Here is a 21,559-nt window from a genome sequence, read left to right on the forward strand (position 1 = left end):
TCCCCTTTTGGATTCATTATTCAATTAAAAACAAAAAGTCTGGAATGAGCTCAAATACCCGGTCTAATTTTAAAAATGAGTTTTGAAAATGAAAAACATTGAACATCTCAAACTTCGTGATGTGTGTTACGCCAAAATAAGAACATGCAATAACGATGAAATGATAATCAAAATTTCCGACATAAACATGGTGGTTGCACAAGGTGATATTTGCATTCTTTCATTAAGAAATATGCCATCACCGGTAAAACTAAGAAACAAACTCTCTGAAATTGAATCGTTGCTCAACATGACTCAGCATACCGTCATTCCTTGCGTTGACTCAGCCCACGCTGGTTCAGACGATACATAATCACAATAAAGTCACAATCTATACCCTAAATAATTCGAGTTGCAGGACAAGGCACTTGTGCCTTGAACAGCGCTTGCGCTGGCCCCGAAGGGGCGAGGCCATAGGCCGAGTAACGCGGCAAGGAAGTGGCAAATTCGTCGGGAACGAATTTGACCAGCCGAAGGCTGGCCTCCGGTGAGAGGCAGGAGCCTCTCATTAATCCCCAGGAGCTTACTGAAGTAAGTGACTGGGGTGAACTGACGCAGCCAACACATATGCAACTTGAAGTATGATGGGTATATACATTTAATCATGAAAGGGCTTAAGGCCCCTGTCATTTCATAAAAAATCACGGTTCAGGTTAATTTTAAACCCACTGCTACTGCGTCATAAAAACACACATAATATTTAATCACGCACCTATTATAATTTATAGTTTTCATTATTAACCTGTCGATAAAAATACACACATTCCATTCAAGTAAGAAAAGACAGCTTCAGCGTACCAGGGCAAATATTACCATCCGCCCCCGCCGCCACCGCCCGCACCGCCACCGGAAAATCCCCCACCGCTGCTGCTGTTGCGAAAAGCGCTGGTATAGGCCCCGGAACTCAGGTGCGTCTGCAAGGAGAGCAGCGCCCCGGTCCTGGCAATTTCCGGGGCCACAATCGCTGCAGCCAGAGACGGGGTCAGGCGGTCAGCCCACTCGCTACCCAACCCTGCGGCCACCGCCCAGCTCAGCAACGAAATATCGAGACAACGCGATTCGCCTTTGCGTCGTCGACCACTGTGCGTCGCCGCTTCCAGTCTTTGCAGATAGTGGATCACACCCTCGGCCAGGGCAAAGCGCTGTTGCCCTGATTGCGTAAGCTGCGGCAGAAAGCTAAAGCCCAGCGCGGTGATGTAGCCTGTCAGGCACCAGGCGCTGAAATATCCGGCGGGCATATACCAGTGAAAAAGCGAATAGCCCATTTTCGCCCATAAAAAGAGAAAAATCAGGCCGCCGCCGATAAGCGGTAAAATCAACGTCGCCAATAAACTCTTGCTAATCGCCTTGCCGCCATCATGTGCATCCAGTAAAAACACGCTGCTAAACAGAAGCGGGATAAAATAGAAAAAGCCAATAAACCCATCGGTCATCAGCGTCATAGACGTCCAGCCAGAGCTCTGCACATTAGCCAGGACCAGAGTGGCAAACATCGCCGCCATGCCGCACAGCAGGAAGCTAGAAGGGCGATACCAGGCTCCCTTATGCTGCTGACGATAGTGTTTCTCCATCCGCGTAAAAGCCTTACGCAACGTTCTATTGTAGCGCCCCTTGAGCACCACCTTATCGCCCTTGCGGAACAACAGTTCCATCAATAGCTGCTCTTCCTGGGTCGGTATATCGCTTTTTCTGCTCGCCCCCGAGTGAACCCTCACCAGGCATTGCTGCGTTTGGTCACCCGACACGCTCTCCAGCGCCACCCGCCCCTTCACAATCAGGTTGGTCACATCAGCGCAAAAGCCTTTATCGTCGTAGGTCTGCTTGGCCGCCATGCGCAGATAACCGGGCGAAAACTCCGTGAACATTGACGTCAGCTCCGGCACGTCAACCGGGGTAAAGCGAGGTCTGCGTAGCCATAAAAACAGAAAATAGACTGCCATTAATCCACAAGGGATCCACACGACCAACGACGATAGCGTGGGGATAAAAAGATGCGGGAGAAGATGAGTCGCCCGCGGCTCTGCGGCATCAGGCAACAGCGCCCGAGGCCAGCGATAGAGTACGGTAAAATCCTGCTGGTAGAAGGGTTCGCGGGACTCAATGTGCCCGTCCGGCAGAAGGTGACCATTTTTTAACCTTTCGCCATAATCGCCGGTAAAAAAGTCGATATGCTTAAACGGATCCCCTTGAGCATCCGCCAGCTGCAGCGCGAAGCGAACCTGGTATATTTCGAACGACCAGCTATCGCCGGTGACGTTCCAGATAAGCATGTCATCATCGCCATCGCGAATAAACGCGTTGCTGACCTGATAGTGCACCTGGTAGCGATAGTCGCCTTCCGGCAGAAGAGTCTGTTCATCCCCCACGACGATTCTCATGGTCCCCCTGTGCCAGCGAAGCTGCCAGGGTTCAGGTTTGCCGTCACGGGTCACGCCGATAACATGATACGTCAACAGGGCCGCGTTGCCGTCCGGTCGCACCCACATGCGCGGAAGATCGCGGAAAAAACCGTGTTTGATCTGCCTGTTGCGCGCCTGAAAGTGAAGGTTCTCACGCACATCCAGCACGCCGTCCGGGCGCATGGTGGCCTGAACGTCAAACAGCGCAATAGCTTCTTGCCAGGGAGATAAAACGTCTGAACGCGCATGGCTGAACGGAGCGCAGAACAGCCACAGCAAAAGAAAAAACCGACACGTCGATGTCCATTTCATGACTATTCCTTCCGTGGAACAATTGGGAGATTACAAGAACGGCTTCACATCGCCTACGCCTTCACGCACCACCACCGGCGCGTCTTCGGTAAGATCGATAACCGTAGTCGGCTGTTGACCCAGGTAACCGCCGTGAATAATCAGATCCACCTGTTTCTCAAGGCGATCTTTGATCTCTTCCGGGTCAGATTCGGTAAACTCGCTTCCCGGCAGCATCAGTGAGGTTGAGAGCATCGGCTCGCCGAGGGTTTCCAGCAGCATCTGCGCAATCGGGTTCGACGGCACGCGCATACCGATAGTTTTACGCTTTTCCTGCAGCAAACGACGCGGCACCTCTTTGGTCCCTTTGAGGATGAAGGTGTAGTTACCCGGCGTGTTGTTTTTAATCAACCGGAACGCCACGTTATCAACGAATGAATAGGTCGACAGCTCGGATAGATCGCGGCACATCAGGGTAAAGTTATGGCCGTTTGGCAAATCACGGATACGACAAATCCGCTCCATCGCACCTTTATCTTCGATTTTGCAGCCTAATGCGTAACCAGAGTCGGTCGGATATACGATAACCCCGCCTTTACGCACAATTTCCACCGCCTGGTTAATCAACCGTACCTGCGGGTTATCCGGATGGATATAAAAAAACTGGCTCATACTTCCCTCTCAATTTTGTTCTACGGCCACTTCCCAACTGCGCCAGATCCCTTCTACGCCAGCGGGTAGCCAAAGTTTACGGCCCAGCTCGATCCACGGACAGGGCTGATGGAAATCAGACCCCTGGGAGGCGAGAAGGCCAAACTGCACGGCGTAAGCAGCAAGCTGTGCGCGCTCATGCGGCGCCTGCTGGCATTGAGCGACTTCCATCGCATCGCCGCCCTGCTCACTAAAATGGGCTAACAATCTTTTCAGCCACTTGGCAGAGAGGTCGTAGCGCCCAGGATGGGCAATAACCGCTTTGCCGCCAGAATGATGAATGACATCAATCGCTTGTTTTATTGTACACCACTGTGGCGGAACGTAACCGGTTTTCCCACGCGCGAGATATTTCTTAAAGACGTCAGCAATGTTGTTCGCATAACCCCCTTCGACCAGAAAACGGGCGAAATGGCCGCGCGTCACCGCCCCGCCGTCGGCCAGTTTCAGCGCCCCTTCCCAGGCACCGGGGATCCGTGCTTTATCCAGCCGTTCTGCAATCAGCTGAGCCCGCAGCTGGCGGCGTGCTTTCTGTTCATCAAGTAACGCGGTCATCGCCGGATGGGCAATATCAATATTCAGCCCGACAATATGAATCTCGTGGTTTTCCCACAGCGTGGAAATCTCCACGCCATTTATCAACGTTAGCGGTAAACCTGCACGTTCAATTTCCGCTTTGGCGGCGGGGATCGCCGCCACGGTATCATGATCGGTAATCGCCAGGGTGCCGACACGCATCAGGTGGGCGCGATGAACAAGTTCTTGTGGAGTCAATCGCCCGTCAGAGGCGATGGTGTGGCTGTGCAGGTCGTAAATCACTGCGTAGTTAGTGTCGCTCAAAAGCGGCTCCCGATAAAAGAAAAACCGCTTATCTTAGCAGTAGAAACGCTGCCCCAATAGATTTGATTACTGGGAACGGCAATCCTGATACCAATCCTGCCGCTCTTGCGCATTCATACTTCGCCAGAACGTAAGAAAACGCGTCGCTTTATCCATCCCGTTATCCGCCAGATATTGTAATCGCGCCTCAGCGTCTTGCTCCCGTTGCCAGCACAGTCTCTTCCACGCCAAATCAAACTGCAATTCAGCCTCGCCGACCGGCCCCAGCAAACGACTCCAGCGCTGTATCTGCGGCTTATCCTGGGCATACTGCGCCTGTTGTTTCATCCAGATAAGCGCAGGAATATCCCCGCCGAGCGCCGCTTTTTCATATAACTTACGAGCTTTCTCCTGGTCCTGCGGTACCGCGTGGCCTAATTGATAAATTGCCGCCAGAAGGCGCATTGACTCTGGTTGCGTACTGCGCGTCAGCGTCGCAATTCGCGACTCAGGGTAATTTGGCGAATAGAGTAAAGTGGCAGACTTATCATGCCATGCGATGGCGCCCAGCGGTGCCTGCGCATCCGGGTCACGGGTATAAAAATAGGTGGTACCGTCCGGGTACGTCACGGTAGCGTGGTATTTCTTTGTCCAGGCTTTCGGGTCGGTATCCAGCCGGGTCGCGATCTTCACCCGATAATCCGTAGCCATTGTGGGTGATACGTTAATAGAGACAGATTTCCCACTGGCGAAATTAATCTCTGACTCAACCCTATAAGCGCTAAACCACTCTGTCGTTTTGCGATCGCTGGAAGCCAGATACTCTTCATGGGTTATCCGATCGTTATGCGTTCTCTCAACCGTCAGCGGATAAATTACTGGCGTAAATATGAAGTTGCTCTTTTTATAATCACTCTCTTTATGACTGAACGAGTAAATGTAGTAGCGGTGATCTTTGTCTGGCGGCTCGCCTCCGCCTGCCATCACGGTGAACGTCATTTTGAGCTTATCCAGACGCCAACGACACTTCCCCATTTCGCTGGTGGGGAGCTCCATCTGGTAGTTCTGCTTTTGCGCCATCGCGCTAAAGGTTTTATGAATACCAGACCAGCTATTACGCGCCTTCCATTGTGGATCGGTAATATCCCCTCCGGGGAAGATCAGCTCCTTATGGCTACACTGTGAAGACACATAGCTGGCGTCAATCTGCAGCGCCGTATCAACCGGGAGCTCACCACGCAGCGTGACACTGGGGTCGCCTGGCTTCATACCGATCTGGCTTACTGGCGTATCGCTACAACCCAAAAGCAGCATAGATAGCGCCAGCACCGGTGATACCCCGTGACGCAATGCACTTCCTGACATATATTCATCCCTGTTTTTTTGTTTGCGAATCGCAGCATAATCGTTTTTACCTTCCACAACCAACAGCTGTAAAAAGAGTTGACAATTCGCATTCGAACTAGTTAACTAGTACGCAAGTTCACATGAAGGGGTATCAACGATGAAAACGCAATTTATCACTCTGCACGGCTGGTGGCGTAGCTCCTGTTTTCGGGCGGCGTGATCGCGTTTTGCACTCAGCATACAGATACCCTGCCCGCCAATGAGCGGGCTTTTTATTGGACAAATTATTATACCGAACAGGCGAGAACAATAATGCAAACATCAAAACCGGCACTCGAGCTTCTCACCAGCGACGCCATCTATCGGGAAAACCCGACGGCGTTATTCCACCAGCTATGCGGTGCGCGACCGGCCACCCTGCTGCTGGAATCCGCGGATATCGACAGTAAGGATGATTTAAAGAGCCTGCTGCTGGTGGATAGCGCGCTGCGCATTACCGCGCTAGGTGACACTGTCACTATTCAGGCACTCTCCGCTAACGGCACGGCGCTGCTGGATTTGCTGGATAACACTCTGCCCTCGGGTATTGATAATCAGCGCCAGCCAAATGGGCGGGTGTTAACATTCCCTCCTGTCAGCGCACTGCTTGATGAAGACGCCCGCTTATGTTCATTATCGGTATTTGACACTTTCCGCCTGTTGCAAGAGCTGGTTACCGTGCCGCAGGACGAGCGCGAAGCCATGTTCTTCGGCGGACTGTTTGCTTATGACCTCGTCGCCGGCTTCGAAAACCTGCCGCCGCTGGAAAGCGATACCGCCTGCCCGGATTACTGTTTCTATCTGGCGGAAACGCTGCTGGTTATCGACCATCAGACCAAAAACACCCGCATCCAGGCGAGCCTGTTCACCCCGCTGGAAAGTGAAAAACAGCGTCTGCTACAGCGCATCGCCCAGCTTCGTCAGCAATTGAATGAGCCGCCCGCGCCGCTGCCGGTGACAACCGTTGCCGAAATGCGCTGCGACTGCGATCAGAGTGATGAAGAGTACGGTGCCGTAGTACGTAAAATGCAGCGCGCCATCCGCGCGGGTGAAATTTTCCAGGTGGTGCCATCGCGCCGTTTCTCGCTGCCCTGCCCGTCGCCCCTCGGCGCTTACGATGTGCTGAAGAAGAGTAACCCCAGCCCGTATATGTTCTTTATGCAGGATAACGATTTCACCCTGTTCGGCGCATCGCCGGAAAGCTCGCTGAAATATGACGCCGTCAGCCGCCAGATTGAGATCTACCCGATTGCCGGAACCCGTCCGCGCGGTCGCCGTACCGACGGTTCGCTGGACCGCGATCTCGACAGCCGCATTGAGCTGGAGATGCGCACCGATCACAAAGAGCTTTCCGAACACCTGATGCTGGTTGACCTGGCGCGTAACGACCTCGCCCGCATCTGCACGCCGGGCAGCCGCTACGTGGCCGACTTAACCAAAGTCGACCGCTACTCCTTTGTGATGCACCTCGTCTCCCGCGTGGTTGGCGAGCTGCGCAACGATCTCGACGTGCTCCACGCCTATCGCGCCTGTATGAATATGGGCACGTTGAGCGGTGCGCCTAAAGTGCGCGCAATGCAGCTTATCGCCGCCGCTGAAGGCAAACGTCGCGGCAGCTACGGCGGCGCGGTGGGTTACTTTACCGCCCACGGCGACCTCGATACCTGCATCGTGATTCGTTCTGCTTACGTGCAGGATGGCATCGCCACGGTACAGGCCGGTGCCGGTATCGTGCTCGACTCTGTTCCCCAATCTGAAGCGGATGAAACCCGTAATAAAGCTCGCGCGGTGCTGCGCGCTATCGCCCAGGCCCATCACGCGAAGGAGATTTTCTAATGGCCGACATTCTGCTGCTCGATAATATCGATTCATTTACCTATAACCTGGCAGACCAACTGCGTTCGAACGGCCATAACGTGGTGATTTACCGCAACTCAGTCCCGGCGCAGGCGCTGATTGAGCGCATCGGCACCATGAAAAACCCGGTATTGATGCTCTCTCCCGGTCCGGGCACACCGAGCGAAGCAGGCTGCATGCCGGAACTGCTGACCCGACTGCGTGGTAAGCTGCCGATTATCGGCATCTGCCTCGGTCATCAGGCCATTGTCGAAGCTTACGGCGGTTACGTCGGGCAGGCTGGTGAAATCCTCCACGGTAAAGCATCAAGCATTGAACATGATGGTCAGGCGATGTTTGCCGGGTTGACTAACCCACTGCCGGTTGCGCGCTACCACTCGCTGGTCGGCAGCAATATCCCGGCTGGGTTGACGATCAACGCCAACTTTAACGGCATGGTGATGGCGGTGCGCCACGATGCAGATCGCGTCTGCGGTTTCCAGTTCCATCCTGAGTCGATTCTGACCACCCAGGGCGCACGCCTGCTGGAACAAACGCTGGCATGGGCGTTGCAGAAGCTGGAGCAGACCAACACTATCCAGCCAATTCTGGAAAAACTGTATCAGGCCGAGACCCTGAGCCAGCAGGAGAGCCATCAGCTGTTCTCCGCAGTGGTGCGCGGCGAAGTCAAGCCCGAGCAGCTGGCAGCTGCGCTGGTCAGTATGAAAGTGCGCGGTGAGCATCCGCAGGAAATTGCCGGAGCCGCTACCGCGCTGCTGGAAAACGCCGCGCCGTTCCCGCGCCCGGATTATCTGTTTGCCGATATCGTTGGTACCGGCGGCGACGGCAGCAACAGCATCAATATTTCGACCGCCAGCGCCTTTGTTGCCGCAGCCTGTGGCCTGAAAGTAGCGAAACATGGCAATCGCAGCGTATCAAGTAAATCAGGCTCATCTGACCTGCTGGCGGCCTTCGGTATTAATCTCGATATGAATGCCGATAAATCCCGCCAGGCGCTGGATGAGATGGGCGTCTGTTTCCTGTTCGCACCGAAGTATCACACCGGATTCCGTCATGCGATGCCGGTCCGTCAGCAGCTCAAGACCCGCACCCTGTTTAACGTGCTGGGGCCGCTGATCAACCCGGCACACCCGCCGCTGGCGCTGATTGGCGTTTATAGCCCGGAACTGGTGCTACCGATTGCGGAAACCTTGCGCGTACTGGGGTATCAGCGTGCAGCCGTGGTCCACAGCGGCGGCATGGATGAAGTGTCGCTCCACGCGCCGACGGTGGTCGCTGAACTGAACAACGGCGAAATCAAGAGCTATCAGCTGACCGCCGCCGACTTTGGCCTGACGCCTTACCATCAGGAACAGTTGGCTGGCGGCACGCCGGAAGAAAACCGTGACATTCTGACACGCTTACTACAAGGTAAAGGTGAAGCCGCTCACGAAGCCGCCGTCGCCGCCAACGTCGCCATGTTGATGCGTTTACATGGGCACGAAGATCTGAAGGCCAACGCACAGCACGTCATCGAGGTCCTGCGCAGCGGAGCGGCCTATGACAAAGTGACCGCATTAGCGGCAAGAGGGTAAATAATGCAGACCGTTTTAGCAAAAATCGTGGCCGACAAAGCGATTTGGGTAGAAGCCCGCAAACAACAACAACCGTTAGCCAGTTTTCAAAATGACGTCGTGCCGACGCAGCGCAATTTTTACGATGCCCTTGCCGGTACCCGCACCGCGTTTATTCTCGAGTGCAAAAAGGCCTCGCCGTCAAAAGGTTTGATTCGCGAAGATTTTGACCCGGCAACCATCGCCGGGGTCTACAAACATTACGCGTCAGCAATTTCGGTGCTGTGCGACGAGAAATATTTCCAGGGTAGCTTCGATTTTCTGCCGATTGTCAGCAAAATCGCACCACAGCCGATTCTGTGTAAGGATTTCACCATCGATCCTTACCAGATTTACCTGGCGCGCTACTATCAGGCCGATGCCTGCCTGCTGATGCTCTCAGTGCTTGATGATGAACAATATCGTCAGCTTGCCGCCGTCGCGCACAGCCTGAATATGGGCGTGTTGACCGAAGTCAGTAATGAAGAAGAGCTGGAACGCGCCATCGCGCTGAAGGCCAAAGTGGTCGGTATCAACAACCGCGACCTGCGCGATATGTCGATTGACCTCAACCGCACCCGCACGCTGGCACCACGACTCGGCCATGACGTCACGGTGATCAGCGAATCCGGCATTCATACCTATGCCGAAGTGCGTGAACTGAGCCACTTCGCCAATGGCTTCCTGATTGGCTCAGCGCTGATGGAACACGACGATCTGAACACCGCAGTGAAACGCGTGCTGCTCGGCGAAAATAAAGTCTGTGGCCTCACCCGTGCGCAGGATGCTCAGGTAGCGTATGAATCCGGCGCCGTATACGGCGGGCTGATTTTCGTCCCCACCTCGCCGCGAGCGGTAAATGAAGCCCAGGCGAAAGCGGTTATTGATAGCGCTCCCCTGAGCTACGTCGGCGTATTTCGCAATGCGCCGGTGGCAGAGGTTACCGCCCGCGTTGAAAGCCTGAACTTAGCCGCCGTCCAGTTGCATGGTGGTGAAGACCAGAGCTATATCGATGCCCTGCGCGCTGCTCTGCCGGGCAAGGTGCAAATCTGGAAAGCCCTCAGCGTTGGCGAAACGCTGCCGCAACGTAATCTGAACCATGTCGATAAATACGTTTTCGATAACGGTCAGGGCGGCACCGGCCAGCGTTTCGACTGGTCTTTGCTGCAAGGTCAGGACCTGCGTAACGTGCTGTTAGCAGGCGGCCTCGGCGCCGATAACTGTGTAGAAGCCGCCAAAAGCGGTTGTGCCGGACTCGATTTTAATTCAGGCGTGGAGTCACAGCCGGGTATTAAAGATGCCAGCAAACTGGCCTCGGTGTTTCAAACGCTGCGCGCATATTAAGGAGCAACAATGAGTACTTTACTGAACCCCTATTTTGGCGAATTCGGCGGGATGTACGTTCCGCAGATCCTGATGCCCGCCCTGCGCCAGCTTGAAGAAGCGTTCGTTAGCGCGCAGAAAGACCCGGCATTTCAGGCCGAATTTACCGACCTGCTGAAAAACTACGCCGGTCGCCCGACCGCGCTGACCAAATGCCGTAACCTCACTGAAGGTACCCGTACCACGCTGTATCTGAAGCGTGAAGACCTGCTGCACGGCGGCGCGCATAAAACCAACCAGGTGCTCGGTCAGGCGCTGTTGGCGAAACGGATGGGCAAAACGGAAATTATTGCCGAAACCGGCGCGGGTCAGCACGGCGTAGCCTCTGCCCTCGCCAGCGCCCTACTCGGCCTCAAATGCCGCATTTATATGGGCGCAAAAGATATCGAGCGCCAGTCACCGAACGTCTTCCGTATGCGCCTGATGGGTGCAGAAGTGATCCCGGTACATAGCGGCTCATCAACGCTGAAAGATGCCTGTAACGAAGCCCTGCGCGACTGGTCCGGCAGCTATGAGACCGCGCACTATATGCTCGGCACCGCAGCCGGTCCGCACCCGTTCCCAACCATCGTACGTGAGTTCCAGCGCATGATTGGCGAAGAGACCAAAGTGCAAATTCTTGAAAAAGAAGGTCGCCTGCCGGATGCGGTTATCGCCTGCGTCGGCGGTGGCTCTAACGCTATCGGCATGTTTGCTGACTTTATCGACGAAACCACTGTTGGCCTGATTGGCGTGGAACCGGCGGGTCACGGGATCGAATCCGGCGAGCACGGCGCACCGCTGAAACATGGTCGCGTGGGTATCTACTTCGGTATGAAGTCGCCGATGATGCAAACAGAAGACGGCCAGATCGAAGAGTCTTACTCTCTCTCCGCCGGATTAGACTTCCCGTCGGTCGGCCCGCAGCATGCGTATCTGAACAGCATTGGCCGCGCCGATTATGTATCAATTACCGATGATGAGGCGCTGGATGCCTTTAAAGAACTTTCTCGTCATGAAGGGATTATCCCGGCGCTGGAGTCGTCCCACGCTCTGGCGCACGCGCTGAAAATGATGCGTGAGAACCCGGAAAAAGAGCAGCTGCTGGTGGTTAACCTCTCCGGTCGCGGCGATAAAGACATCTTCACCGTACACGATATTCTGAAAGCGCGAGGGGAAATCTGATGGAACGTTACGAGACGCTGTTTGCACAACTGAAAGCTCGCCAGGAAGGTGCGTTTGTTCCCTTCGTCACCCTCGGCGACCCTAATCCGGAACAATCGCTGAAAATTATCGATACGCTGATTGAGGCGGGTGCCGATGCGCTGGAGCTGGGTATTCCGTTCTCCGACCCGCTGGCGGACGGCCCGACCATTCAGGACGCGACCTTGCGCGCATTTGCCGCAGGCGTTACACCAGCACAGTGTTTTGAAATGCTGGCGGCGGTTCGCCAGAAGCACCCGACCATCCCGATCGGCCTGCTGATGTACGCAAATTTGGTGTTCAGCCCTGGCATTGATGAATTCTATGCCGCATGCGAACGCGCGGGCGTTGATTCAGTATTGGTTGCCGATGTGCCGGTTGAAGAGTCCGCACCGTTCCGCCAGGCCGCATTGCGCCATAATATCGCGCCAATTTTCATCTGCCCGCCGAATGCCGATGACGACCTGCTGCGCCAGATTGCTTCCTACGGTCGCGGCTATACCTATCTGCTGTCTCGTGCGGGCGTGACCGGAGCGGAAAACCGCGCCGCGCTGCCGCTGCATCATTTGATTGAAAAACTGGCCGAATATAACGCCGCGCCACCGCTGCAGGGCTTTGGTATCTCCGCGCCGGAACAGGTCACCGCCGCGATTGATGCTGGCGCTGCCGGGGCGATTTCCGGTTCTGCAATCGTCAAAATCATTGAGCGTAACGTTAACGACCCGCAGACTATGCTGTCTGAACTGAAGACCTTTGTGCAGAACCTCAAAGCCGCCACCAAAGCGGCCTAAGCACGCCTGCCGCCCGGCACTGCGCCGGGCGGTTATTTCTGCTGTAAGCTGTCCGCGTACTTGCGCGTCAGACGAAACAGCGCCATCACATCCTCTTGCGCCCATCCCGCCAGCACCTGATTCATCAGCCGCGTTCTTGCAACCGAGATACGTTCGATCATTGCCTGACCCGCTTCGCTAAGCGTGACTTCGCTAATTCGCCGGTCTTTGGTGTTTGGCTGCTTTCGCGCCAGCTCCTGCGCTTCCAGCTTCTTCACCTGCCGACTGACGGTGGTGTAATCGCGCCCAAGGCTATCCGCCAGTTCAACGACCCCCACCGGGCCCCTGCGCCCTATCGCCACCAGCAGCGGAAAGAGGGTCTGATCAAGCTGAACTCCAGCAGCCTGCAGTATCTGCTCATCGCGCACCGGCTGGTTCATCACGCTGATGATGTCGAGCAGCGAACCGTGAAACTCGCTGATGTCGTAATTATTATGTGCATATTGCATATATTATTTAACCGGGTATAGTGCCGTTAACTGATATGTGCATTTTACACATAATTATCCCGGGAGAGAATAGTATGAAAGCAGCCGTCGTTTTTGACCTGCAACAAGGCCCGATTTGGGCCGATTTTAGCGACCCACAGCCCACTGAACATGAGGCGTTGGTCAAAGTGCGCGCCTGCGCTATCAGCCATGTCGTGAAAAGCCGGGCCTCCGGCAAACATTATAGTTTTGATGGCCGCCTGCCTTTCGGCGTCGGGATTGATGGCACCGGAACATTGCCTGACGGTCAGCGAGTTTATTTCGCCTTCCCCACCGCGCCATGGGGCAGCATGGCACAGTGGGCACCGGTCGCGCTAAATCACTGCCTGCCGCTGCCGGATGATCTGGACGACGTTACCGCCGCCGCAATGGCTAATCCAGGCATGTCCGCATGGGCGGCGCTGGTCAAGCGCGCGGATCTCAAGGCCGGAGAAACTGTACTTATCAACGGTGCGACCGGTAGCGCCGGACAGCTGGCGGTACAAGTCGCCCGCTTTCTGGGGGCTAAAAAGGTGATTGCCACCGGGCGCAACGCGTTAAAGCTCGCCTCCCTCGGTGCCGATAAAATAGTCAACTTAAGCGAAGATGATGCCACCGTACGGTCGCAGTTTGCGGAGCTGGCAGCGCAGCAGATTGATGTCGTCGTCGATTACCTGTGGGGTCACAGTGCTGAACTGTTGCTCCCTGCGCTGGCAAAGCATAGTCCAGGGAAGGCGCCGGTACGCTTTGTTCAGGTCGGTTCACTCGCCGCCGCCGATATCACGCTCAGCGGCGCGGTATTACGCTCTACACCGTTGCAACTGATGGGCAGCGGAATTGGCAGCCTGTCGATGCCGCAACTGCTGGCGGCAACCGGGGAAATGCTGCAGGCCGCAATCGCCGGGAGATTTACCATTGCCACCACTGCGCGGCGGCTTCAGGACGTTGCCACGGCCTGGCCACAGGATGACAGCCAGAAACGCACAGTTTTTATCGTCGATTAAAAAAAATCACTTCCGCACAAAAGTTGGGGTTGATATCTTAAATGAGAAGCATTATCTTTCTCATTACCGAATAGTTGAGTAAACAACTCAGGTATTCGGTACGACATTGCTCACATTGCTTCCAGTATTTTTGCCCGCACTTGTGCGGGCTTTTTTTATGGTAGCCGACACACCTTGCGCACCAGTTGTCTTAACCAGCACCTCTGCTAATGACGAGATTACCATTGGTAAAACAGCGTCAACTCGCCCTTTTCAGATGCTCGGTGCTAACGAGATATACTCGACAGGGACATAATACTTTAGGGTGTAAACAGGCCACTCGTTTTCAAACAAAGCACCTTTCGGAGAGATAAAATGTTCGATATCACAGCCTTCACGTCGATATAGCCCTAACTCCGGGAGGAACTTCATATATACGTTATTTGAAAGAAAGGTAAAATCCGACCATGAGCCATTAAAGTCGAATCTAAGATACAACCCCCCCTTGACGACTTTCACATCTCGAAACAGAGTGTTCCGCTGAGTCAAAGGCGCACCGATAAACCCATTCACCCTGATTTTAAAGTCATTATCCATTGAGGGGGAAAAATCAGAAAGGATGTAAAGATTCTCTTCCCCACAGGATACTCTTCCAGCTACTTTTCGCCTGGTGATCTCTTTCCTTGAAGAGATATCGCTTGTAGGACATATCAAATAGTTAAATCCATATCCGGTAAACGTTTGTTCCTCAAGAATACACAGGTAAGGTGTTGTTAACCCACCCCTCTCAGATACTATTCTCTGAAATAATAAGGTCATATCCCAAAATTTTGAAGCCCTGTACTCTCTGGGTTGAAGACCGAAAGTCTTTTTAAACTCCCGAGAAAATGTTTGATGGGAGTCATAATTCAATAGATATGCGATCGATGATATAGATTGTCGGGTTAGCTTTAATTTCCCCGCAGCAAGCGTCATTCTACGCATTCTGATATATTTCCCAACAGGTAGCCCGCCGTACTCCTGGAAAACATTGTACACAGAACGACGAGAACACCCTATTCCATAAGCAATATCATCAATGGAGGGGTTAATAGCAAGCCGGGCCTCAATCCATTCCACCATGTTATTAAATATCACATTCTTCATCTCTATTGACAATATCTTTATTAAATCATCACGTAGCGCTATTTTATCAGTACCCCAACGGCAATACTAAGCTTTTTGTGCACGATAAAAATAAATAAAAAATTATTAAATAAAAAAACCATGAAATTTTAAACACCACATTGAAAAATAAGACTTTTCTCATAAAAAATATCAGAAATCTCATTTTATTTACAGATATTGATTTTCTTAAGCGCCTGCAATATCTTAATTAAATATTTTAACTCCAATATCTTACTGAGAGCATGGGTATTGATGCTGCTCTCTCTATTTTAATTTGAGATATGTATTTTGATAACCGTGTGAATCTAAAAATATGATTAATGTTTTAATTAATACTAAAAATACCTACACCAACCATGCCATCAGACAGTTGCTACAGGAAACTATTGCTTCAGGGGAATCGCTCACCTTTGAAGACGACTACACCCAAGATTCCATCGTGCAGGCTCACATAATATTCACTGAAATGGAGCCAGGGGAAATATTCCTATGCCATGATGAATTAAAATATACAAATGGCAAAACTTTGCTATGCATTCTTCAGGAACGAAAAATTGAATGCATCAGAAAGGAACTGCCTAATTGCATTAAGGAGAGTTTGTTTTTATATAAGTCCGACTCAATTCCCACCATTAGAAATAAAATCAAATCAGGTATTGACAGGGTGGTCACATCTAAGAATGAAGAGCATCCCTCAAATGAGGCTATGCGCTGTATTAACTGCCCATGTAAATCGATTACCCAAGCCCAGTCAAAAGTTGTTCATGCCCTCAGCCTTGGGCTTAATCAACTGGAAATAGCGCAGGAATTAAAAATTAACTATAAAACAGTTTTTTCTCATAAAAAAAATGTCATGCATGACTTTAAAATACAAAGTAACAAAGAACTCAATAGATTCCTAAGCGTACTTATGAAAAGAAAAAAATTTATGTCTTAGGGCCGCGATCGCCAGAGGTATAAAAGCAACGAAACACCGCGCGCCGCCTTCTGATTTCATTAAAATAAGCCATCCCGTTATATACAGAAACAAACAAAAGCAGTATGGAAACTAGTAGTAGAAATAAATTACTCATTATGCACCATGAATTGAAAAAACACATATAAGGACATGGGCATCATAGTGCATGATGAATTATTAAAACAAGTCGGTTTGTTTTATTTAAGAATATATGGCATGGTGACAAGATATTTCTCATCCAAAGTTATCACCTGACTATTTAATTAATAAAATCATGTAGTTACATGCTCTTTAATCATGCCATTTATATCTATGAATTACCCTTCCCTCTTTAAAGGGAATAACCTTTCGTACAGGGTTTGATGTAAGTAAACACGTAAAATGTTAGATGAGGTACCACTACTTAGTACTCACACGATAGCGTGACACGGTAACGTCCTCTGCTCGTTAGTCTCACCGAAGGCAATTTTTCGTTTTCCAGGCCGCCTACAAGATTAAATGACACAGCAATGATATTATTCAGGCCTAAGAGGTAGGCAGCAACTGACATTAGTGTTAAATCTGGAGCAACTGATGAACGATGAAGTACCACTGAAATATTATGACATTGCCGATGAGTATTCGACCGAATCCGCAGAGCCAGTGAGCGAATCAGAACGTGAGTCATTGGCTCGCTATTTTCAATTGTTGATCACACGCTTGATGAACAACGAAGAAATCAGTGAGGAAGCACAGGGAGAAATGGCCATTCAAGCGGGGATCAATGAGCAGCGTATTGATGATATCGCGACGTTCCTCAATAAATGGGGCAATGAGTAGATCTTGTTAAAACGATGTACGTAGGCCAATGTATCCTTTCATAGTAAGTCACTATCAAGCCAAACCATTCGCGGTATGATTGTTACAGAATAAAAAAGTAAGAGCTGGTCATACAGCGACCAGCTCTGCCGAAAACTTTAGAACCGGTAGCCCGCGGAGAACATAAACACCCACGGATCCAGGCGCACGCTGTCGTGCTGGCGAGCCTCGCCCAGTTTATAGCTCGCGGTGGTGTCTATATCCATGTACCACACCGACACACCACCAAGAAAAGAGTAATGGTATGTTTTTTAAAAGAAAACTCTTGTATTAACATGTCAAAATAAGGTTTTTTTGTGCACCTTTAACATGTTGATTTGCCTGAAAATAAAAATTGTTTTGCAGAACGATATTTTTGCTTGAAATGCGACAATTCCTCATCAATAGACCGGTTTTCAAGACCGGAGAAGAAAGTATGTATATCAATAACATGGCGTAATTGAGTGGTATATCTAATGTTCCAACATACCTTTATTTTCTATAAGTTAGCCACTTTTACGGGAGTGCTATATGAACACTTTACTCACCCTTCATGCTCTATACTTTCTGTATGTGAACAGGAGGTAACGATGTGTGGACGCTTTACCCAATCACAAACGCGAGAAGAATAACTGGCTTACCTAGCAGATGAGGCCGAGCGGGATATAGATGCAGGCTTTGACCCCAAACCAATCGGCCGGTAGAACGTGGCGCCAGGGACAAATGTTTTGCTCCTGAGCGAACGTGATGAACAACCGCATCTCAACCCATATCACTGGGGTATGCGCCGGGATAGTGGGATAAAGCACCGCTGATTAATGCCCGGGTTGAGACCGCAGCCACCAGCAGGATGTTCAAACCACTTTGGCAGCACGGTCGAGCGATCTGCTTTGCCGATGGCTGGCTTGAATGGAAGCGTGAAAGCGAAAAGAAACAGCCTTTCTTTATCCACCGCAAAGACGGCAAACCCATATTCATGGCGGCGATTAATCCGAGGGATTTTTGATAATGACTGAAGCAGCCGATCAGAGCCTAGTAGATATTCATGACCGCCGACCACGAGTGTTAGTACCGGAGGCAGCCAGGGAATGGATGAGGCAGGAAATCGGAGGGAAAGAGGCGGAGGAGATAATTGCAGATGGTGCGTTACCAGCAGACCATTTCACATGGCCCCCCGTTTCCCGTACGGTGGGTAACGTTAAGAATCAGAGGGCGAGCTATCAAAAGCCTATAGCTTGTCCACACTGTGCCATAAGCGAAAGTTGCTGATTCCGAAATGATGATTGATAGGTGTAGGTCCCACCTTCTATTGCACTTGTGCTGAGAGGATAGTTTAATCATAAATGTGACCATTTAAAAAGTCGTCACATCACAGCGGTCAATTTTAATAATTAGGTTTTTAACGATATTTATCATGGAGTTAGAATGAGCAATAGGAATTTCGCTACTAGGATGTCATGCTTTTCCTTAGTTTCTGCAATTGAAACAGATCTTCGTTCGGTGATAATCGGTGAATTGCCCGAATGTTATTCGGAGTATTTACCTACCGATGTTGTTAAAGTAGCTAAAGAAAGGTATTTAGAACATAAAAAAGAAGTTTTCTCTAAAGATGTCGATCTTTTAGAGTTGTTGGACTTTATAGATTTTTATGACTTAAGTAAAATCTTACATAAAATTACTGACATTCAGACATTTTCAACAAAAGAAGACCTGAAAAGCATAGCGTTTAATTTAGAAAAATTAAGTGCATGTAGAAACAGAATTTGTCACTCTAGACCTTTAGAACCAAATGACTTTTCAAGTTTACTTGATTTTTCTAATGAGCTTAAAAATGTAGGTAATGTATATGACTGGAAAAATATACATATCGCATTAAAAAACCTAAACAATCCGTCTTTTGCTTTGTCCTTAGAAATCCCTTCATTTTGGAGAGTCAATACAAAAAATATTAGCAATAATCTTCCTTTGCCTGAATTTGATGATACTGGGTTCATAGGAAGAGATAAAGATAGAAAATCCATAACTAAACTATTAAATTCCAACACAAAAATAATTTCAATTGTTGGGGAAGGCGGTGTTGGTAAAACTGCTTTAGCACAACGTTGTTTGTATGACATATTAGAGCTTTGTGAACTTGATGATAATAAAGAACCTTCTTTCGATATCATTGTATGGGTATCGTTGAAAACCAATCGATTAACTTCTAATGGTAGTGGTCAAATTAAGAATGCCATTACCAATTGTAGCGGATTGTTCCAAGATATAGCGCTTAACCTTTCCGGTGTGTCTAACTCGTCAATGGAGCAAGATTTAGAAGAAATACTCGAATACATGGAGCAATTCAAGGTATTACTTTGTATTGATAATATGGAAACCATTTCAAGCTCAGAGGTTAGAAACTTTTTAGCTGAAATACCGAACAACTCCAAAGTACTAATAACCACCAGAATTGGACTTGGTGAAATTGAATACCGATATAAATTAGACAAGTTAGATGATAAACCATCAGTCGAACTGATGCGTAATATGTCTAGACTCCTTAATTTAGATAAACTTTACAAAAAAAAATCAGATGCATTAAGCGATCTTTGTCGGATATTGTACAACAACCCTCTTTTGATAAAATGGTATGTTCTGGCTGTTGCTGCTGGAAGTAGTAATTCAGAGTTAATTAATAAAAAAACCACTAACTTTCAAGATGCTCTTGCATTTTGCTTTGAAAATCTTTATGACAAACTTGGTGATGTTGAGAAAGAAGCAATATCAGTCATAGCCTGTATTAGAAAACCTGTTTCTGCTGTTGAATTAAGATTTTACCTTAGTGATATCAACGAAATAAAAATTGAAGAGGCACTTCACCAACTGCATAACTCAAGTATGTTAATTTCCTCTGAAGATAAAAAGTCACAAGGAGGACAAGTTTATAGTCTCACCGGAGTGGCTGAAGAGTATATAAATAGTATAAGGCCAGTTTCTACTGAAACCTATAAAAAAGTTAAAGACAAAAGGAAAGAGCTTCAGGTGATTGTGGATGAAGCAAATGTACAAAAAAACCACTACAATTATGATTTAAACGTGATTTATTGGACGACTAAAGATGAAAAAATATGTTCAATATATTTAAAAAAAGCGTTAAGCGAAGCTAGGAAAGGGGATTTTGCAAGTGCTTTAAGCAATGTTAATCAAGCCAAACAACTTATGCCTGGTTTTTCAGAATGCAATCGAATTCATAGTTTCCTTCTCAAGGATACTTCACCATTTCTTGCCGAAACGGAAATGGAAGCAGCTATAGATCTTAACCCTCTTTCAGTGATCTCAAGATATGCGTATGCACAATTTTTAATTTCTGAGGATGAATTTGAAAGAGCAAATGAGCAAATTGATGAAGCCTTGAAAATAGATAGTGAAGATATTGCTTTAAAAACATGCAAGGCATGGATTCTGACTCTTATGGGAGATTATAAAAACGCTTCTTCGCTATATGAGGAATTAATCCCATTACAATCATCTAGGCATCGCAAGTTTCGAATTAGCACATATGATCAAGCTAGTTCATGTTACCGAAGGATGACTGAGATCCTTTTCAAAGATCATGATTATTTAGAAGCCAAAAAAAGCTTACAACGCTCCATGGAAATAATTGAGCAAGCCGTCAACTCTGGTGATTATGACCATGGAACTATCAATAAGCTTATGGACATATTAGATAGCGCCCTTATTTTTAGCAATAAGACAGATGACAAGTCAATTATAGAAGATATAATTTCCTTTATCGCGGCAAATAGTGAAACGTTAAATGTACGTTCGATTCAAGCATTAAGAAAAGGCCTTGAGATATTTATTAAAAGTTGTGATTCAAAAACTGAAAAAGAAATAGATAAAATATTAAACTCTTTAATATCAGGAAGCAAAGAAATATCATCAGAGCGTGTTTTAGGAACGATTGAGAATACTGTATCTACAGGTAGAGGGGTTTCATATGGTTTTTTAACAGATATTGACAATGTTAAATATTTTTTCCCAAGAAGTGAACTGGTGCCTAAAGATCTACTCGATATTGAATCATCACAGATGAATGTAACTTTTATTCCCGGAGAGTCAGAAAGGGGGAAATGTGCATTTAGCATTCGGAAAAGAGATTAAAAAATAAGTCATTACTAATTTTTTAACTTGCTAGTATTCCCAGTCATTCTTTGATGAGATGACTGGGTTACGAAATTGTCAACAAATTTAAGTATCTAACCATCATACACCGCTTATAACTCATACTAACGTATATCAAGTGTAAATACGTCTGTTCCTCGCTCTAAGCGGACTCCGTTAGCAGTAGAACCAGCAATAGTACAATACCATATTAATGGACTGAATCACCTGACTTTGAGCAAGTTACTGTATCTCGTCGTATAACGAGGCGATAGCATTTCTCGTTTCTCTGCCAAGCTGTTTGGATCCCCTGTCCTGCAAAATATAAAGTTCCCCTTCCGTCCTTCGCATTGAGATGGTCAAGAGCTTTCATCAGTTTCTCACTGTTATGCCGAGGAGCGTTATCGTCAAACAAGTTTAGTTGGGCCACGCCCTGACTGTAGAAATCGCCCATCATCACACCTGCTTTCTGGTACCTGTGTCTAGATCACGCTCTAACTCCCAGAGCTACGACT

At 49.2% G+C, this 21,559-nt stretch carries 17 protein-coding genes, 3 pseudogenes and 1 other annotated feature; of the genes and pseudogenes, 11 read left to right on the forward strand and 9 right to left on the reverse strand.

The window, feature by feature from the left end:
• The first annotated feature begins 88 nt into the window (after window positions 1-88).
• Entirely contained in the window at window positions 89-352 is a 264-nt protein-coding gene (locus HV213_RS16405) for a hypothetical protein (protein WP_181482510.1), read from the forward strand.
• Between the two features lie 496 nt (window positions 353-848).
• Here HV213_RS16405 and HV213_RS16410 read toward each other — a convergent pair whose 3' ends face one another.
• The 4 genes from HV213_RS16410 to HV213_RS16425 form a co-directional block, all read right to left on the reverse strand.
• The gene (locus tag HV213_RS16410) at window positions 849-2,750 is read right to left on the reverse strand and encodes a DUF2207 domain-containing protein (RefSeq protein WP_181482511.1); all 1,902 of its coding nucleotides are present in this window, start codon (window positions 2,748-2,750) and stop codon (window positions 849-851) included.
• Window positions 2,751-2,780: 30 nt separating this feature from the next.
• Window positions 2,781-3,401 carry an L-threonylcarbamoyladenylate synthase gene (locus HV213_RS16415; protein ID WP_181482512.1) on the reverse strand — a complete coding sequence of 207 codons (621 nt, stop codon included), beginning with the start codon at window positions 3,399-3,401 and terminating at the stop codon, window positions 2,781-2,783.
• A 9-nt stretch (window positions 3,402-3,410) separates the two neighbouring features.
• Window positions 3,411-4,280 carry an RNase RNM gene (gene rnm / locus HV213_RS16420; RefSeq protein ID WP_181482513.1) on the reverse strand — a complete coding sequence of 290 codons (870 nt, stop codon included), beginning with the start codon at window positions 4,278-4,280 and terminating at the stop codon, window positions 3,411-3,413.
• A gap of 66 nt (window positions 4,281-4,346) precedes the next feature.
• On the reverse strand, window positions 4,347-5,624 hold the full coding sequence (locus HV213_RS16425; RefSeq protein WP_181482514.1) for an SEL1-like repeat protein: 1,278 nt from the start codon (window positions 5,622-5,624) through the stop codon (window positions 4,347-4,349).
• A 163-nt stretch (window positions 5,625-5,787) separates the two neighbouring features.
• Window positions 5,788-5,883: a sequence feature (Trp leader region), on the forward strand.
• A gap of 35 nt (window positions 5,884-5,918) precedes the next feature.
• On the opposite strand from HV213_RS16425, the gene HV213_RS16430 reads away from it, so the two are divergent.
• From HV213_RS16430 to trpA, 5 genes are read left to right on the forward strand one after another with little or no spacing between them, the layout of a single operon-like run.
• Window positions 5,919-7,481, forward strand: a complete 1,563-nt coding sequence (locus tag HV213_RS16430; RefSeq protein WP_181482515.1) for an anthranilate synthase component 1 — start codon at window positions 5,919-5,921, stop codon at window positions 7,479-7,481.
• Window positions 7,481-9,076 carry a bifunctional anthranilate synthase glutamate amidotransferase component TrpG/anthranilate phosphoribosyltransferase TrpD gene (gene trpD, locus HV213_RS16435; protein ID WP_181482516.1) on the forward strand — a complete coding sequence of 532 codons (1,596 nt, stop codon included), beginning with the start codon at window positions 7,481-7,483 and terminating at the stop codon, window positions 9,074-9,076. Before HV213_RS16430 ends, trpD begins: the two co-directional genes overlap by 1 nt.
• Before the next feature lie 3 nt (window positions 9,077-9,079).
• Window positions 9,080-10,438, forward strand: coding sequence for a bifunctional indole-3-glycerol-phosphate synthase TrpC/phosphoribosylanthranilate isomerase TrpF (gene trpCF, locus HV213_RS16440; RefSeq protein ID WP_181482517.1), 1,359 nt, complete (start codon window positions 9,080-9,082; stop codon window positions 10,436-10,438).
• Window positions 10,439-10,447: 9 nt separating this feature from the next.
• Window positions 10,448-11,641 carry a tryptophan synthase subunit beta gene (trpB, locus tag HV213_RS16445; protein WP_181482518.1) on the forward strand — a complete coding sequence of 398 codons (1,194 nt, stop codon included), beginning with the start codon at window positions 10,448-10,450 and terminating at the stop codon, window positions 11,639-11,641.
• Entirely contained in the window at window positions 11,641-12,450 is an 810-nt protein-coding gene (trpA, locus tag HV213_RS16450) for a tryptophan synthase subunit alpha (protein WP_181482519.1), read from the forward strand. Before trpB ends, trpA begins: the two co-directional genes overlap by 1 nt.
• A 32-nt stretch (window positions 12,451-12,482) precedes the next feature.
• Here the strand turns inward: trpA and HV213_RS16455 are convergent, their stop codons facing one another.
• Window positions 12,483-12,938 (reverse strand): MarR family winged helix-turn-helix transcriptional regulator, encoded by a 456-nt coding sequence (locus HV213_RS16455; protein ID WP_181482520.1) that lies wholly within the window; start codon window positions 12,936-12,938, stop codon window positions 12,483-12,485.
• Between the two features lie 74 nt (window positions 12,939-13,012).
• Between HV213_RS16455 and HV213_RS16460 the strand changes: the two genes are divergently transcribed.
• Entirely contained in the window at window positions 13,013-13,960 is a 948-nt protein-coding gene (locus HV213_RS16460; protein WP_181482521.1) for a quinone oxidoreductase family protein, read from the forward strand.
• Window positions 13,961-14,212: 252 nt separating this feature from the next.
• On the opposite strand, the gene HV213_RS16465 is transcribed toward HV213_RS16460, so the two are convergent.
• The gene (locus tag HV213_RS16465; protein ID WP_181482522.1) at window positions 14,213-15,085 is read right to left on the reverse strand and encodes a helix-turn-helix domain-containing protein; all 873 of its coding nucleotides are present in this window, start codon (window positions 15,083-15,085) and stop codon (window positions 14,213-14,215) included.
• Between the two features lie 334 nt (window positions 15,086-15,419).
• Here HV213_RS16465 and HV213_RS16470 point away from each other — a divergent pair, with 334 nt between their 5' ends.
• Complete coding sequence (locus HV213_RS16470; RefSeq protein WP_181482523.1) at window positions 15,420-16,043, forward strand: helix-turn-helix transcriptional regulator; 624 nt, start codon at window positions 15,420-15,422, stop codon at window positions 16,041-16,043.
• On the opposite strand, the gene HV213_RS33755 is transcribed toward HV213_RS16470, so the two are convergent.
• Window positions 16,033-16,206, reverse strand: coding sequence for a small membrane protein (locus HV213_RS33755; RefSeq protein ID WP_442788106.1), 174 nt, complete (start codon window positions 16,204-16,206; stop codon window positions 16,033-16,035). The two genes, HV213_RS16470 and HV213_RS33755, sit on opposite strands and share 11 nt — an antisense overlap.
• A gap of 431 nt (window positions 16,207-16,637) precedes the next feature.
• On the opposite strand from HV213_RS33755, the gene HV213_RS16480 reads away from it, so the two are divergent.
• Window positions 16,638-16,883 carry a YmjA family protein gene (locus HV213_RS16480; protein ID WP_181482525.1) on the forward strand — a complete coding sequence of 82 codons (246 nt, stop codon included), beginning with the start codon at window positions 16,638-16,640 and terminating at the stop codon, window positions 16,881-16,883.
• Window positions 16,884-17,020: 137 nt separating this feature from the next.
• Here HV213_RS16480 and HV213_RS16485 read toward each other — a convergent pair.
• Window positions 17,021-17,155 (reverse strand): annotated as a pseudogene (locus HV213_RS16485) (OmpW family outer membrane protein); the annotation flags it as partial.
• A gap of 378 nt (window positions 17,156-17,533) precedes the next feature.
• Here HV213_RS16485 and HV213_RS16490 point away from each other — a divergent pair.
• Together HV213_RS16490 and HV213_RS16495 are read left to right on the forward strand one after the other, a co-directional pair.
• Window positions 17,534-18,170 (forward strand): annotated as a pseudogene (locus HV213_RS16490) (SOS response-associated peptidase family protein).
• A gap of 156 nt (window positions 18,171-18,326) precedes the next feature.
• Window positions 18,327-21,044: an NB-ARC domain-containing protein gene (locus HV213_RS16495; protein WP_181482526.1), complete on the forward strand. Its 2,718-nt coding sequence runs from the start codon at window positions 18,327-18,329 to the stop codon at window positions 21,042-21,044.
• Window positions 21,045-21,268: 224 nt separating this feature from the next.
• Here the strand turns inward: HV213_RS16495 and HV213_RS16500 are convergent.
• Window positions 21,269-21,525, reverse strand: a pseudogene (locus HV213_RS16500) (DUF4113 domain-containing protein); the annotation flags it as partial.
• Window positions 21,526-21,559 lie beyond the last annotated feature (34 nt).

It is taken from the genome of Klebsiella sp. RHBSTW-00484, assembly GCF_013705725.1.
Lineage (GTDB): Bacteria > Pseudomonadota > Gammaproteobacteria > Enterobacterales > Enterobacteriaceae > Klebsiella.